Source organism: Serratia sp. LACPHL-BACT-2024-00286 (assembly GCF_043109535.1).
Lineage (GTDB): Bacteria > Pseudomonadota > Gammaproteobacteria > Enterobacterales > Enterobacteriaceae > Serratia > Serratia sarumanii.
In genome coordinates this window covers 235,549-250,782 of the sequence record NZ_JBICNA010000003.1, presented here as the reverse complement: position 1 = coordinate 250,782, position 15,234 = coordinate 235,549, and the positions used below count along the sequence as shown (strand labels likewise).

The 15,234-nt window shown below is 61.8% G+C and carries 15 protein-coding genes and 1 tRNA gene; 13 read left to right on the top strand and 3 right to left on the bottom strand.

The window, feature by feature from the left end; translation table 11 throughout:
* Window positions 1–16 precede the first annotated feature (16 nt).
* Together ACF8MC_RS10915 and ACF8MC_RS10910 are read right to left on the bottom strand one after the other, a co-directional pair.
* A tRNA-Arg gene (locus tag ACF8MC_RS10915) sits at window positions 17–91 on the bottom strand.
* A 129-nt stretch (window positions 92–220) separates the two neighbouring features.
* On the bottom strand, window positions 221–1,147 hold the full coding sequence (locus tag ACF8MC_RS10910) for a formate/nitrite transporter family protein (protein ID WP_164040018.1): 927 nt from the start codon (window positions 1,145–1,147) through the stop codon (window positions 221–223).
* Window positions 1,148–1,367: 220 nt separating this feature from the next.
* Here ACF8MC_RS10910 and ccmA point away from each other — a divergent pair, with 220 nt between their 5' ends.
* From ccmA to mlaA, 10 genes are all read left to right on the top strand, one after another.
* Complete coding sequence (ccmA, locus tag ACF8MC_RS10905; protein ID WP_033653721.1) at window positions 1,368–2,000, top strand: cytochrome c biogenesis heme-transporting ATPase CcmA; 633 nt, start codon at window positions 1,368–1,370, stop codon at window positions 1,998–2,000.
* Entirely contained in the window at window positions 2,000–2,659 is a 660-nt protein-coding gene (ccmB, locus tag ACF8MC_RS10900) for a heme exporter protein CcmB (protein WP_025303731.1), read from the top strand. Before ccmA ends, ccmB begins: the two co-directional genes overlap by 1 nt.
* Window positions 2,660–2,778: 119 nt before the next feature.
* Entirely contained in the window at window positions 2,779–3,516 is a 738-nt protein-coding gene (locus ACF8MC_RS10895; RefSeq protein ID WP_004936270.1) for a heme ABC transporter permease, read from the top strand.
* Window positions 3,513–3,749, top strand: coding sequence for a heme exporter protein CcmD (gene ccmD / locus ACF8MC_RS10890; RefSeq protein WP_004936267.1), 237 nt, complete (start codon window positions 3,513–3,515; stop codon window positions 3,747–3,749). Before ACF8MC_RS10895 ends, ccmD begins: the two co-directional genes overlap by 4 nt.
* Window positions 3,746–4,240 (top strand): cytochrome c maturation protein CcmE, encoded by a 495-nt coding sequence (gene ccmE, locus ACF8MC_RS10885; protein WP_004936264.1) that lies wholly within the window; start codon window positions 3,746–3,748, stop codon window positions 4,238–4,240. Before ccmD ends, ccmE begins: the two co-directional genes overlap by 4 nt.
* The gene (locus tag ACF8MC_RS10880; RefSeq protein WP_164105198.1) at window positions 4,237–6,207 is read left to right on the top strand and encodes a heme lyase CcmF/NrfE family subunit; all 1,971 of its coding nucleotides are present in this window, start codon (window positions 4,237–4,239) and stop codon (window positions 6,205–6,207) included. The genes ccmE and ACF8MC_RS10880 overlap by 4 nt, the downstream gene beginning before the upstream one ends.
* Window positions 6,204–6,755, top strand: coding sequence for a DsbE family thiol:disulfide interchange protein (locus ACF8MC_RS10875; RefSeq protein WP_015378623.1), 552 nt, complete (start codon window positions 6,204–6,206; stop codon window positions 6,753–6,755). Before ACF8MC_RS10880 ends, ACF8MC_RS10875 begins: the two co-directional genes overlap by 4 nt.
* Entirely contained in the window at window positions 6,752–7,219 is a 468-nt protein-coding gene (locus tag ACF8MC_RS10870; RefSeq protein ID WP_164105199.1) for a cytochrome c-type biogenesis protein, read from the top strand. The genes ACF8MC_RS10875 and ACF8MC_RS10870 overlap by 4 nt, the downstream gene beginning before the upstream one ends.
* Window positions 7,219–8,433, top strand: a complete 1,215-nt coding sequence (gene ccmI / locus ACF8MC_RS10865) for a c-type cytochrome biogenesis protein CcmI (protein ID WP_033653727.1) — start codon at window positions 7,219–7,221, stop codon at window positions 8,431–8,433. The genes ACF8MC_RS10870 and ccmI overlap by 1 nt, the downstream gene beginning before the upstream one ends.
* A 28-nt stretch (window positions 8,434–8,461) precedes the next feature.
* A complete protein-coding gene (gene mlaA, locus ACF8MC_RS10860; RefSeq protein WP_164105200.1) occupies window positions 8,462–9,220 on the top strand; it encodes a phospholipid-binding lipoprotein MlaA in 759 nt (252 codons plus the stop codon).
* Between the two features lie 117 nt (window positions 9,221–9,337).
* On the opposite strand, the gene fadL is transcribed toward mlaA, so the two are convergent.
* Window positions 9,338–10,660 (bottom strand): long-chain fatty acid transporter FadL, encoded by a 1,323-nt coding sequence (gene fadL / locus ACF8MC_RS10855; RefSeq protein WP_033648086.1) that lies wholly within the window; start codon window positions 10,658–10,660, stop codon window positions 9,338–9,340.
* A gap of 405 nt (window positions 10,661–11,065) precedes the next feature.
* On the opposite strand from fadL, the gene ACF8MC_RS10850 reads away from it, so the two are divergent.
* The 3 genes from ACF8MC_RS10850 (at window position 11,066) to fadJ (ending at window position 15,034) form a co-directional block, all read left to right on the top strand.
* Window positions 11,066–11,362: a YfcZ/YiiS family protein gene (locus ACF8MC_RS10850; RefSeq protein WP_072145088.1), complete on the top strand. Its 297-nt coding sequence runs from the start codon at window positions 11,066–11,068 to the stop codon at window positions 11,360–11,362.
* A 196-nt stretch (window positions 11,363–11,558) separates the two neighbouring features.
* Window positions 11,559–12,869, top strand: a complete 1,311-nt coding sequence (gene fadI / locus ACF8MC_RS10845) for an acetyl-CoA C-acyltransferase FadI (RefSeq protein WP_060419194.1) — start codon at window positions 11,559–11,561, stop codon at window positions 12,867–12,869.
* Complete coding sequence (gene fadJ, locus ACF8MC_RS10840; protein ID WP_164105237.1) at window positions 12,869–15,034, top strand: fatty acid oxidation complex subunit alpha FadJ; 2,166 nt, start codon at window positions 12,869–12,871, stop codon at window positions 15,032–15,034. The genes fadI and fadJ overlap by 1 nt, the downstream gene beginning before the upstream one ends.
* Window positions 15,035–15,234: the final 200 nt, after the last annotated feature.

Below are 15,234 nucleotides of genomic sequence, written 5' to 3'. Positions count from 1 at the left end.
GCTAGATGAGAAAGAATGGCGTCCCCGACTGGAATCGAACCAGTAACTAGCCCTTAGGAGGGGCTTGTTATATCCGTTTAACTACGGGGACGCTGCGGGCCGGCAACCGAAGCTGCCGGGGCATTATACCTTTTTTTACCCGCAGAATAAGCGCTTAGCGGCGCGTTTGCTCAATACCTCGCCAGTTCATGCCGAAATTTCCTCGGCGAACCGACGGCGATCACGGTTTTTCCCCGCCGTGGCGCCGTTTTTCCTCTTGCAGGCGCGCCGCCCGATTTTTGGCGCTCAAATCGTTGCGGATCTGCGCGTGGCTTATCAGCGCAAAGATAAAGGTGCCGCCGATGATGTTGCCCGCCAGCGTCGGCAGGGCGAACGGGTAAATGAATTCTTGCCATTCAATCGCGCCGTTGAACGCCAGATAGAGGATCTCGACCGAACCGACCACGATATGGGTCAGATCGCAAATCGCCACCAGGTAGGTCATCAGTACGATCACCCAGATTTTCGCCGCGCCGGCGGCCGGGAACATCCACACCATGGTGGCGATGATCCAGCCGGCCAGGATGCCGTTGGCGAACATTTCTCCCGGCGTATGGCGCATCACCTCTTCGCCCAGGCTGATGAAGGCGCCGCGCGTCTCGGCGTCGAACAGCGGCATATGGGTAAACGCCAGCGCCGCCAGCCCGGTGCCGATCAGGTTGCCGAGCAGCACCACGCCCCACAGGCGCAGCAGGATCAGCAGGTTGCGCGGCGTGGGTTTATGCATGATTGGCAATACCGCCGTGACGGTATTTTCGGTAAACAGCTGCTGGCGCGCCATGATGACAATGATGAAACCGAAGGTGTAGCCGAGGTTCTCGATGAAAAAGCGGCTGGGATCGTCCGGCAGGCGGGCGTGGAAAATGCCCTTTGCCGCCAGCGAGGCGCCCATCGACAGCCCGGCGGCGATCGCCGACCACAGCAATGCCAGCCAGTCGCGCTCCAGCTCTTTTTCGCCTTCCATCCGGATCTGTTCATGCACCGCCGCCGCGCGCGACGGCAGATTTTCTTCCCTGACTTCGATTTCGCGCTTGCCCTGTTCCTGTTCTTCGCTCTCTACCTGCATCGTCTCATTCGGCTCGTGCTCCTGGCGTCGCTGTTCGTTCATGCTGTCGCTCCTGCTTCATAAGGGTGAGTTCACGTCATTAAGCGTAGTTAAATGCGGCGAAATACAGAAAAAGGTAACAAGAGTTAAAATCCGCCGATTTTTTCCACGCATTCTTGATCCTGCTCGCCATATTGGCCCGTCGGCGCGCCCGCCGCGGGCTGCGTGCGGGGAAAGGCTTATGCTATGATTCGCTATCCCAAAGAAAAATATGAGTTCCCCGATGCTGGAAGCCAAAAGTCTGAGTTGCGTGCGCGATGAGCGCATCCTGTTTAGCGAGCTAAGCTTTTCAGTTCAGCCGGGCGATATCATTCAGGTAGAAGGGCCGAACGGCGCGGGCAAGACCAGTTTACTGCGCATTCTCGCCGGCCTGGCGCGGCCGGACGGCGGCGAGGTGTGCTGGCGCGGGCGCAACACGCTGCGCGATCGCGCGAATTACCAGCAAGATTTGCTGTTTATCGGCCATCAGCCCGGCATCAAAGCCGTATTGACGCCCTTCGAAAATCTGCAGTTTTATCAGGCGGTGCGCGGCGCGGCCGAGCATCAGGCCATCTGGCGCGCGCTGGAGCAGGTGGGGCTGGTGGGTTACGAAGATCTGCCGGTGGCGCAGCTTTCCGCCGGGCAGCAGCGGCGCGTGGCGCTGGCGCGGCTGTGGCTCAGCGCGGCGCCGCTGTGGATCCTCGATGAACCGCTGACGGCGATCGACAAACAGGGCGTGGCCGAGTTGATTAGCCTTTTTGAACAACATGCGCAGCGGGGCGGCATGGTATTGTTGACCACCCATCAGGATTTGGCCGGCGTCGGCCAAACGGTGGGCAAAGTTCGTTTGGCGGAACACGACGCGGGGAGTTTGTGATGTTTTTGACCCTGGTGCGCCGCGAACTGAAGATCGCCTGCCGTAAAGGCTCGGAGATCGTCAACCCGCTGTGGTTTTTCCTGATAGTGATCACGCTGTTCCCGTTGGGGATTGGCCCGGAGCCGCAGCTGCTGGCGCGCATTGCGCCGGGCATCGTGTGGGTGGCGGCGCTGCTGGCTTCGCTGCTGTCGCTGGAGCGGCTGTTTCGCGATGATTTCCTCGACGGCTCGCTGGAGCAGCTGTTGCTGCTGCCGACGCCGCTGCCGATGACGGTGCTGGGCAAAGTGTGTGCTCACTGGGTCGTGACGGGGCTGCCGCTGCTGATCCTGTCGCCGCTGGTGGCGCTGCTGCTGTCGCTCGATATGCAGACCTGGCTGGCGGTGGCGGGGACGCTGCTGCTCGGCACGCCGACGCTGAGCCTGATCGGCGCTATCGGCGTGGGGTTGACCGTCGGCCTGCGCAAAGGGGGCGTGCTGCTCAGCCTGCTGGTGCTGCCGCTGTATATTCCGGTGCTGATCTTCGCCACCGGGGCGATCGACGCCGCTTCGATGGGCATGCCGATCGACGGTTACCTGGCGATACTCGGTGCGATGCTGGCGGGCAGCGTGACATTGGCGCCATTTGCCACCGCGGCGGCGCTGCGAGTGAGCGTACACTAGCTAACGTATTGAATGAACAGACGGGCAAGGCCGACAAGAGCGTACCCCGCAGAAGATTTTCGCCGTTTCGAACCCTCGGGGCGGCCGACGCATAAAAATTACCGTGAGCACTGACGACAATGTGGAAATGGTTACATCAACTGGCGCGGCCTGAACGGCTGTATCACGTCTGCGGCCGCTTTATCCCCTGGCTGGGGCTGGCGGCGGCGGCCTGCCTGCTGCTTGGCTGGGCATGGGGCTTTGGTTTCGCGCCGAAGGATTATCAGCAGGGCGACAGCTTCCGCATCATTTATATTCACGTGCCGGCGGCCATGTGGTCGATGGGCATCTACGCCTCGATGGCGGTGGCGGCGTTTATCGGCCTGGTGTGGCAGATGAAAATGTCCGATACCGTGGTGGCGGCGATGGCGCCGATCGGCGCGGTGTTCACCTTTATCGCGCTGGTGACCGGCTCCGCCTGGGGCAAGCCGATGTGGGGCACCTGGTGGGTGTGGGATGCGCGTCTGACCTCCGAGCTGGTGCTGCTGTTCCTCTATATGGGCGTCATCGCGCTGTACAACGCTTTCGAAGACCGCCGCCTGGCGGGCCGCGCCGCCGGGATTCTGGTGCTGGTGGGTGTGGTGAATATCCCGATCATCCATTTCTCGGTCGAATGGTGGAATACGCTGCATCAGGGCTCGACCAACATGCAGCAGTCCATCGCGCCCAGCATGCGCACCCCGCTGCGCTGGGCGATCCTCGGCTACCTGCTGCTGTTCGTCACGCTGACGCTGATGCGCCTGCGCAATCTGATCCTGTTCCAGGAACGCCAGCGCCCGTGGGTCGCCGGGCTGGTGAATAAGGAGCGTCAGTCATGAATGCCGCATTCGATTCCTGGTCGGCGTTTTTCGCCATGGGCGGTTACGCCTTCTATGTCTGGCTGGCGGTCGCCGCCACGCTGATTTCGCTGTTGGGGCTGGTGGCGCACACCGTCTGGCAACGGCGCCAGCTGCTCGCCGAGATCGGCCGCCGTCAGGCGCGCGAGCGGCGCATTCGCCATGCGCAACAATCAAAACAAAAATCCGCCGCACCGCGGGAGAAATCATTGTGAATCCACGTCGTAAAAGCCGCCTTTATCTGGCGATCGTTGTGCTGATCGGCATCGCGCTGACCGCGACCCTGATGCTGTACGCGCTGCGCTCCAATATCGATCTGTTCTATACCCCGGGTGAAATTTTGCAGGGCAAGGGCGAAAATCATGAGAAGCCCGAGGTCGGCCAGCGGCTGCGCATCGGCGGCATGGTGATGCCGGGCTCGGTGAAACGCGATCCCAATACGCTGCAGGTCAGCTTCAAGATTTACGACGCGCGCGGCGCGATCGGCGTGACCTACACCGGCATTCTGCCGGACCTGTTCCGCGAAGGGCAGGGCGTGGTGGCGCAGGGCGTGCTGGGTGAGGGCAACGTGGTCAACGCGCGCGAAGTGCTGGCCAAACACGACGAGAAATACACCCCGCCGGAAGTGGCCGACGCGATGAAAGAGAACCACAAAGGCCCGGCGGAAGCGTATAACGCGCCGCAGGCGGAGGGCGCCAAGTCATGATGCCGGAACTGGGCAGTTTTCTGCTGTGCCTGGCGCTGGCGATCGCGCTGCTGCTGAGCATTTACCCGCAGTGGGGCGCGGCGCGGCAGGACAGCCGCATGATGGCGGTGGCCCGGCCGCTGACCTACGGCATGTTCGCCGCGATTGCGCTGGCGTTCCTGTGCCTGGTGCACGCCTTCGTGGTCAACGATTTTACCGTCGCCTACGTGGCCACCAACTCCAATACCCGGCTGCCGGTGTATTACCGCATCGCCGCCACCTGGGGGGCGCATGAAGGTTCGCTGCTGCTGTGGGTGCTGCTGCTGAGCTGCTGGTCGCTGGCCGTGGCGTTGTGCAGCCGGGCGATGCCGCAGGATGCGGTGGCGCGGGTGCTGTCGGTGATGGGGATGATCACCGCCGGTTTCCTGCTGTTCATCATCATGACCTCCAATCCGTTCACCCGCACGCTGCCGAATTTCCCGATCGACGGCAGCGATCTCAACCCGCTGCTGCAGGATATCGGCCTGATCTTCCACCCGCCGCTGCTGTATATGGGCTATGTCGGCTTCTCGGTCGCCTTCGCGTTCGCCATCGCCTCGCTGATGGCCGGCCGGCTCGACACCGCCTGGGCGCGCTGGTCGCGCCCGTGGACCACCGCCGCCTGGGTGTTCCTCACGCTGGGCATCGTGCTCGGATCGGCCTGGGCCTACTATGAGCTGGGCTGGGGCGGTTGGTGGTTCTGGGATCCGGTGGAGAACGCCTCCTTTATGCCGTGGCTGGCCGGCACCGCGCTGATGCATTCGCTGGCGGTGACCGAAAAACGCGGCACGTTCAAAGCCTGGACGGTGCTGCTGGCGATCACTGCCTTTTCGCTGTGCCTGCTGGGCACCTTCCTGGTGCGTTCCGGCGTGCTGGTCTCGGTGCACTCCTTCGCCTCCGATCCGGCGCGCGGCATGTTTATCCTCGCCTATCTGGTGATCGTGATCGGCGGTTCGCTGCTGCTGTACGCGGTCAAGGGCGGCCAGGTGCGCAGCCGGGTGCAGCACGAGACCTTCTCGCGCGAGACCTTCCTGCTGGGCAACAACGTGCTGCTGATCGCCGCCATGCTGGTGGTGCTGTTGGGCACGCTGCTGCCGCTGGTGCACAAACAGCTGGGGCTGGGCAGCATCTCGATCGGCGAGCCGTTCTTCAACACCATGTTCACCTGGCTGATGGCGCCGTTGGCGCTGCTGTTGGGCATCGGCCCGCTGGTGCGCTGGCGCCGCGATGAGCCGAGCAAGCTGTGGCGCCGCCTCGGCGTGGCGCTGTTGGCGACGCTGGTGCTGTCGATTCTGCTGCCGTGGCTGCTGCAGGACAGCATCGCCGGCATGACGGTGGTGGGCCTGATCATGGCGCTGTGGGTGATCATCCTGACGCTGATGGAGCTGCATGAGCGCGCTACCCACCGTCACGGTTTCTGGCGCGGGCTGCGCCAGCTGTCCCGCAGCCACTGGGGCATGGTGCTCGGCCACCTCGGCGTGGCGGTGACGGTGATCGGCATCGCCTTCAGCCAGAACTACAGCGTGGAGCGCGACGTGCGGATGAAGGCCGGCGACAGCGTGGATATTCACAACTATCACTTCGTGTTCCGCGACGTGCACGACATTCGCGGCCCGAACTACAGCGGCGGCGTCGGCATCATCGACGTCACGCGCAACGGCAAGCCGGAGGCGACGCTGCACGCGGAGAAACGCTACTACAGCGTGGCGCGCAGCATGATGACCGAGGCGGCGATCGACGGCGGTTTCAGCCGCGATCTGTATGCGGCGCTGGGCGAGGAGCTGGAGGACGGTTCCTGGGCGGTGCGCCTGTATTACAAACCCTTTGTGCGCTGGATCTGGTTCGGCGGCGTCTTTATGGCGATCGGCGGCCTGCTGTGCATCCTCGACCCGCGTTACCGCATGAGCAAAAAACTCAAGCGCGAAGGCAAGCTGGAGACGCAATCATGAAGCGCAAGCTGCTGTTTATCCCGTTGGTACTCTTCCTGCTGCTGGTGGCGGCGCTGATGGTGCAGCTGACGCGCAACGCCGGCGGCGAAGATCCGACCATGCTGGAATCGGCGCTGATCGGCAAGCCGGTGCCGACCTTCAGGCTGGAATCGCTGGATCAGCCCGGCAAAACCTACGATCAGGCGGTGCTGCGCGACGGCAAGCCGATATTGCTCAACGTCTGGGCCACCTGGTGCCCGACCTGCCGCGCGGAACACCAGTATCTCAACACGCTGGCGGCGCGCGGCGTGCGGGTGGTCGGCCTGAACTATAAAGACGATCGCGCCAAGGCGGTGACCTGGCTGAATTCCCTCGGCAATCCCTATGCCCTCAGCCTGTACGACGGCGACGGCATGCTGGGGTTGGATCTCGGGGTCTACGGCGCGCCGGAGACCTTTCTCATCGACGGCCAGGGGATTATTCGCTATCGCCACGCCGGCGATATGAACGAGCGCGTCTGGCAGCAGGAAGTGCTGCCGCTGTATAAAAAGTACGGAGGTGAGGCATGAGGCTGATTGTCCTGCTGTGCGCCGCGCTGCTGAGCTGGAGCGCCGCCGCGGCGATCGATACCTATCGCTTCAACTCCGTCGAGCAGGAGCAGCAGTATCGCGAGTTGACCGAACAGCTGCGCTGCCCGAAATGTCAAAACAACAGCATTGCCGATTCCAACGCCATCATCGCCGCCGACATGCGCATCAAGGTGTACGAGCTGATGATGCAGGGGCAAAGCAAGCAGCAGATCATTGATTACATGGTGGCGCGCTACGGCAATTTCGTCACCTATGAACCGCCGGTGACGCCGGCGACGCTGATCTTGTGGATCGGCCCGCTGCTGTTCGTGCTGATCGGCGGGGCAGTGGTGATCCTGCGCGCCCGGCGCCGGCCTGGCGCGGCGGTGGACGATGCATTCTCCGAACGGGAACGGCAGCGCCTGGCGGCGCTGTTGCAAGAGACTGACAGGAAGAAACCCTAATGGCTTTTTGGCTGATTATTTGCGTGTTGCTGGCCGGCGCCGCCGCGTTGCTGGTGGTGCCGGCAATGCGCCACGGCAAGCAAAGCGCCGCCACGCGCGATGCGTTGAACAAGGCTTTTTATCAGGATCGTCTCAGCGAGCTGGAGCAGGACGAGCAGCAGGGCGTGGTGGCCGAGCGCCCGGAGCTGGTGAAAGAGCTGCAACAGAACCTGTTGAACGACATCCCGGCCGAGCAAGCGGCGCAGGCGAAACCGATCAATCGTTGGGCGCTGGTGCCGGGCGTGCTGTTATTGCTGGCGGTGACCGTTGGCTTTTATCTGAAAACCGGCGGATTGGCGCAGGTGCTGGACTGGCGTCTGGTGCAGGCGCAAATGCCGGAATTGCGCGAGCGCGTTGCCAATGAGCGCGCCAAACCGCTGAGCATGGAAGAGATCGCCCGCCTCGGGCTGGGGCTGCGCACCGCGCTGCAGCAGGACGATCGCAACATCAACGACTGGATGATGCTGGGGCGCGTCGGCATGGCGTTGAACAACGCCACCACCGCCACGCAGGCGTTTGCCCATGCTTATCAATTGGATCCGAATAGTCTGGAAGTGCGGCTCGGCTATGCCGAGGTCTTGACGCGCTCCAACGATCCGGAGGATAACAAGCAGGCGACGCAGCTGCTGCGGCGCATGATCGCGGAAAACCACGGCGATCCGCGGGTGCTGAGCCTGTTGGCGTTCAATGCCTTCGAACAGGGCGATTTCAAGCAGGCGATCGGCGCCTGGCAGGTGATGCTGCAGCTGCTGCCGGCCAACGATCCGCGCGCGGAAGTGATAAAGCGCAGCATTGCACAAGCAAAAGCCCAGGCAGGCGGAGAAAATGTTAAACTGAATGTGACCGTTTCGCTGTCACCGCAGGCGGCGAAAGCCTTGCCGCCGCAGGGGACGCTGGTCATTTCGGTCACTGACGGCGTTAGCCCGGTGCCGGTGGCGGTAAAACAATTGCCGCTGAGCCGTTTTCCGCTGTCTTTCTCACTGGATGACGGCAACGCCATGATGCCCGAGCGTCTGCTCTCGGCGCAGCATCAGGTGCAGGTGCGTGTGCGCCTCTCACAGGACGGATTGGCCACGCCGCAGCCGGGGGACTGGTTCGGCGAAAGCTCGCTGCAGACATTCAGCGGTAAAGAGCAGGTTAGCGTTCAGATAAACAAGCAGGTCACTGAAAAATAAGACCGAACGTGTTTTTATGGAGAAAAATATGAACTTTCGCCTGACTGGGGTGGCATTCGCAACGGTATTACTGGTGGGCTGTGCCAGCGCGCCAGACAACGATCCGCAAGGGCGTTCCGATCCTCTGGAAGGATTCAACCGGACGATGTTCGACTTCAACTACAACGTCCTGGATCCCTATATCCTGCGTCCGGCCGCGGTGGCCTGGCGTGACTACGTGCCGATGCCGGCGCGTAACGGCATCAGCAACTTCACCTCTAACCTGGAAGAGCCGGCCAGCATGGTCAACGCCTTCCTCAAGGGCGACCCTTACCGCGGGATGATTCACTTCAACCGCTTCTTCCTGAACACCCTGCTCGGGATGGGCGGCCTGATCGACGTGGCCGGCATGGCCAACCCGAAACTGGCGCGCGAAGAGCCGAACCGCTTCGGCAGCACGTTGGGGCATTACGATGTGGGTTACGGCCCGTACGTGATGCTGCCGGGCTACGGCAGCTTCACCCTGCGTGAAGACGGCGGCGACTTTGCGGATACGCTGTATCCGATGCTGAGCTACCTCACCTTCTGGATGTCGGCGGGCAAATGGGTGGTCGAGGGGATCGAAACCCGCGCCCAGCTGCTGGATTCCGACGGCCTGCTGCGCAACTCCTCCGATCCTTACATCATGGTGCGCGAAGCTTACTTCCAGCGCCACGACTTCATCGCCAACGGCGGCTCGCTCAAGCCGGAAGAGAACCCGAACGCCAAGGCGATTCAGGGCGAACTGGACGAGATCGACTCGCAGTAATCACGGGCGTCACGCCAATGAAAAACCCGCCGGCAGGCGGGTTTTTTATGCCGGCGGCACGCGGCAGGCAAAGAAAAAGCGCCCCGCGGGGCGCTTTGGCATCCATCTCAGGCGAGATTAGAAGCGGTAGTTGAAGTTGGCGCCATACAGCCAGGCTTTACCTTCAGAGTTGAAGGTGTAAGGGCCTTCTTTGATGGTGACTTTCTGGCCGTGCATGTAGGAAACGCCGACGTCGACCGACGCGTCTTTGTTGAACGCATAGGTGGTACCGGCACTCAGCCAGAAGCGATCCTGATCCGGAATGGAAATCGAACGGTTCTGTGCTGGCACTGGGCTGTCATCGAAGGCGATACCGGTACGGAAGGTCCAGTTGTCGTCGTAGAAGTAGGTGGTACCCAGCGCGATGCGGTAAGCGTCTTTGAAGCCTTCATGCTTCTCGAACAGCGTTTGGCCGTTGTTGCCGGTGGCTCTCAGCTCCTGGAACTGGCTCCAGCTGGTGTAGGCCAGGCTGTAGTGAATGGCCCACTGCGGCGCCACTTTGTTGTAACCAGACAGCTCCCACATTTCCGGCAGGTGCAGGCTCAGAGAACCCGGAATGGTGTTGCCGTTGGTGCCCCACGGAAGACCTTGAGAGGCCAGCAGCGGGTTGAAGGCTGAAGGCAGGCTGCTCTTGTAGTCGCCGTCGAAGTCGATTTTCACTTCAGAGCGGTAGGTGAGGCCGTAACGGTTGTTTTCATCCACTTCGTACAGAATACCGGCGTTCCAACCGAAGCCCCATTCGTCGCCTTTCAGGTGCGAAATCTGGGTATCTGCCGGGATCTGCGAAACAGGGCCGGCTAGCTGCGGCGGTAATTGGCCGGAACCGGCGATGAGCTTCGGCAATTCACCGGCGTAACGTTCCAGTTTGGCTTTGGCGTACACCGCATCGAAGCCCAGACCGAAGCTGAAGTGTTGATTCAGACGGTATGCGCCGCTGAGGTTCAGGTTGAGGGTGGTCAGATCGGTCTTGCCGCCGTAAGCGCCGGCGGTATAGCCGTCGTTGAATTCGGTCGCCAGACCGTAGTTGCTGGTGACCGAGCCGCCTACGGCGAACTGATCGTTAATCGGGTGAACATAATGCAGGTTCGGCACCCAGGCGGTCGGCGCGATGTTTTTCGAATCCAAACTGGCGCCGGAAGGGGATTGACCGGTAATGTCAACGTCCGGGTCGATGAAGACCGCGCCGAAAGAAAGTTCCGGGCGGGTATACATCATCAGCAACGCCGGGTTGCGGCTTGCGGAGGCCGCCGTATCCGCCATGGCGCCTTCGCCAGAATACGAACGTCCTAAACCAGCTGATGAGAACTCATTCAGCTGGAATCCTGCGGCAGACACGTTTGAAGAGATAATTGCCACTGCAGCTGCGAGAGCTGATTTAGTCAATAGGTTTTTCTGGCTCATGACCAAAACCTCATTATGTGTTTATTATTTAAACTATTGTTACACGAGGTAACAAGGAGCGCGGGATTGTAGGGTCCGTTATCGTTCAGACAAATCAGACCAGTGGCTGAAGTATAGGTCTGACCTGTGAAAATGTTGCAAGTTTGTTTTTGAAATATTTCCAACCTGATGTCAAAAAAGAGATCTGCTTAACAAAACGCCAGCGGTAAATAACAAAATTCTTACCATTCCTTAGCAGGCGCTCATTTTTATTTGTGATTTCCATCACTTAAAACACCCATTAAAAGTAAGTGCTAGTGATTGCCGGCGTGGAGGCGTAAAATACCTGCAGAATTTTGTAGCTTTGTGCCGGTGAGTAAAACGGCAATTTGGGCTGATAACCGAGGCCTTTGAGGAGAACCAATCATGTCAGATGCAATTAATAAATGCAGCGCCCAGGAAACCGCCGCGTGTTGCTGTGTGGATGTCGGCACCGTGATGGATAACACCGATTGCACCGCGTCCTACAGCCAGGTGTTCAGCAATCAACAAGATGCGGAGGCGATGCTGGCCGCCCTGAGCGAAAAGGCACGCGCGGTCGAATCCGACCCTTGTGACATCAGCAGTAGCATTAAACCGGTTGACGGCGGCGTGCAGTTGGAGGCCGATTTTACCTTCGCCTGTCAGGCGGAAACCCTGATCTTCCAGCTCGGCCTGCGTTAATCCCCGTTTTACCCCGGCGCCGCGTGCTGCGTGCCGGGGATTGCCTTTCCCCACACCGCCCCCGATAGAAAGTGCGCCTGCTCGCAGTTTTGATCTCTGCCGGTTTGCCAAATGTAACCGTTTGGTTAACAATGACCTCATCAGGTCAGACCTCTTTCTGCCCATTGCGCTGACGTTATTTTCTTCAGGAGCATTTATGAGTAAGGCACTGCCGTTGGTGACCCGTCATGGTGACCGCATTGCGATTGTGAATGGACTGCGTACCCCCTTTGCCAAACAGGCGACTGCCTATCACGGCATTCCGGCGGTGGATTTAGGGAAAACGGCGGTGAGCGAGCTGTTGGCGCGCAGCGGCATCGATCCGCAGCTTATCGAACAACTGGTGTTCGGCCAGGTGGTGCAAATGCCCGAGGCGCCGAACATCGCGCGTGAAATCGTGCTCGGCACCGGCATGAGCGTCCATACCGACGCCTACAGCGTGTCGCGCGCCTGCGCCACCAGCTTCCAGGCGATCGCCAACGTGGCGGAGAGCATCATGGCCGGCAGCATCAGCATCGGCATCGCCGGCGGGGCGGATTCTTCTTCCGTCTTGCCGATCGGCGTCAGCAAGGCGCTGGCGCGCACGCTGGTGGACGTCAACAAGGCGCGCACGCTGTCGCAGCGCCTCAAACTGTTCAGCCGGCTGAAATTCCGCGATCTGATGCCGGTGCCGCCGGCGGTGGCGGAGTATTCCACCGGCCTGCGCATGGGCGATACCGCCGAGCAGATGGCGAAGAGCCACGGCATCACCCGCGAGGCGCAGGATGCGTTGGCGCACCGTTCCCACGAGCTGGCGGCCAAGGCCTGGCGGGAAGGGTGGCTGCGCGACGAGGTGATGACCGCCTATGTGCCGCCTTACCGCGCGCAGCTTTCTGAAGACAACAACATCCGTAAAGATTCCAGCCTGGCTTCCTACGCCAAGCTGAAGCCGGCGTTCGATCGCAAGCATGGCAGCGTCACCGCGGCCAACAGCACGCCGCTGACCGACGGCGCGGCGGCGGTGCTGATGATGAGCGAGTCGCGTGCCAAAGAGCTGGGGCTGCAGCCGCTGGGCTATTTGCGCAGCTTCGCCTTCGCCGCCATCGACGTGTGGGAAGACATGCTGCTGGGGCCTTCCTACGCTACGCCGCTGGCGCTGGATCGCGCCGGCATCGGTCTGGCCGATCTGACGCTCATCGACATGCATGAAGCCTTCGCTGCGCAAACGCTGGCCAACCTGAAGATGTTCGCCAGCGAAGAGTTCGCCCGCGAGAAGCTTGGCCGCAGCCAGGCGATCGGCGAAGTGGACATGGACAAATTCAACGTCTTGGGCGGTTCCATCGCCTATGGCCACCCGTTCGCCGCCACCGGCGCGCGCATGATCACCCAGACGCTGCATGAGTTGAAACGCCGCGGCGGCGGGCTGGGCCTGACCACCGCCTGCGCCGCCGGCGGGTTAGGGGCCGCGATGATCGTGGAGGTGGAATGATGAGCTTCGAAAACGCATTGCATGAACAGCGCGCCAAACCGTCGGCCTTTCAGCTGACGATTCGCCCCGACAACATCGGCGTGATCACCATCGACGTGCCGGGCGACAAGGTGAACACGCTCAAGGCCGAGTTCGTCGAACAGGTCAACGACGTGCTGATCCGGGCGCAGCAGCATAGCGCGCTGGAAGGGCTGGTGATCGTTTCCGGCAAGCCGGACTCGTTTATCGCCGGCGCCGACATCACTATGATTGCCGCTTGCACCAGCGCCAAAGAGGCGGAAACGCTGGCCAGGAAAGGGCAGAGCACGCTGGCGCAGCTTGCCGCGTTCCCGGTGCCGGTAGTGGCGGCCATTCACGGCGCCTGCCTGGGCGGCGGCCTGGAGCTGGCGCTGGCCTGCCATGGCCGCGTCTGTTCGCTGGATGACAAAACCGCGCTCGGGCTGCCGGAAGTGCAGCTGGGTCTGCTGCCGGGCTCCGGCGGCACGCAGCGCCTGCCGCGCCTGGTCGGCGCCGCCAAGGCGCTGGACATGATCCTGACCGGCAAGCACATTCGCGCCCGCCAGGCGCTGCGCATGGGGTTGGTGGACGACGCCGTGCCGCAGTCGATTCTGTTGCAGACCGCCATCGAGCGGGTGAAGCAGGGCTGGAAGCATCAGCGCGAGCTGCCGTGGCAGGATCGCCTGCTCAACGGCCCGCTGGGCAGAAGTCTGCTGTTCAGCATCGTGCGCAAGAAAACGTTGGCGAAAACCCACGGCAACTACCCGGCGGCGGAGCGCATCATTCAGGTGGTGCGTACCGGGCTGGATCACGGCAGCGCCAGCGGCTATGAGGCTGAAGCGCGCGCCTTTGGCGAGCTGGCGATGACGCCGCAGTCGGCGGCGCTGCGCAGCCTGTTCTTCGCTTCCACCGCGCTGAAAAAGGAGCGGGGCGGCAATGCCCAGCCGCACGCCCTGCATCGCGTCGGCATTCTCGGCGGCGGCCTGATGGGCGGCGGCATCGCCTGCGTCACCGCCACCCGCGGCGGATTGCCGGTTCGCATCAAAGACATCAATGAAACCGGTATCAACCATGCACTGAAATACAGCTGGGACGTGCTCGGCAAGCGGGGGCGCCGCAAGCGCATGCGCCCGGCGGAACGGCAAAAGCAGATGATGCTGATCTCCGGCTCTACCGATTACACCGGCTTTGAACAGGTGGATATCGTGGTCGAGGCGGTGTTCGAAGATCTGGCGCTGAAGCAGCAGATGGTGGCCGAGGTAGAAGCCAACTGCGCGCCGCATACCGTGTTCGCCTCCAATACTTCTTCGCTGCCTATCGGCCGCATCGCCGAAAAGGCCCAGCGGCCGCAGCAGGTGATCGGCCTGCACTACTTCAGCCCGGTGGACAAGATGCCGCTGGTGGAAGTGATCCCGCACGCCGGCACCAGCGAAGAGACCATCGCCACCACCGTGGCGCTGGCGCACAAGCAGGGCAAAACCGCCATCGTGGTGGGCGACAGCGCCGGTTTTTATGTCAACCGCATCCTGGCGCCGTACATCAACGAAGCGGCGCGCTGCCTGCTGGAAGGCGAGCCGATTGAGTCGCTGGACAAGGCGCTGGTGGACTTCGGTTTCCCGGTCGGCCCGATCACCCTGCTGGATGAAGTGGGCATCGACGTCGGCACCAAGATCATTCCCGTGCTGGTCGAGGCGCTGGGGCCGCGCTTCGCCGCGCCTGCCGCGTTCGATGCGGTGCTGAAAGACGGGCGCAAAGGGCGCAAGAACGGCCGCGGCTTCTATCTCTACCCGAGCGAAGGGCAGCAGCGGCAGCGGCGCAAACGTGCGGATACCTCATTGTATACGCTGCTCGGCGTCACGCCGAAGGCGCACATGCTGCCGGCGACCGTCGCTCAACGCTGCGTGATGATGATGCTGAACGAAGCGGCGCGCTGCCTGGACGAAGGCGTGATCCGCAGCGCGCGCGACGGCGACATCGGCGCGGTGTTCGGCATCGGCTTCCCGCCGTTCCTCGGCGGCCCGTTCCGCTATATGGACGAGCTCGGCGCCGAGAAAGTGGTGAAGACGCTGGACTACCTGCGTCAGCAGCACGGCGAGCATTTCGCCCCGTGCGAACGCCTGCAGCGCATGGCGCAGCAGGGCGAGCGCTTTTACCCGCTGGGGAGCTGAACGCAGGGCGGCCCGATTTGCACTATAGTTGCAACAGGGGCGCGTTGTGATCGCCATCACTCCTTGCGACAGCGTCAGCCGGTGAGGCTGTACAGCGAGGCTGCGGCAGCGGTAAGTTAGCTTGACCGCCATCAATAAATTTCATGGCGGAAAGGTTAAAATTTAACCCGTTGAATTGATTGTTCTGTGAGCAATCGAGG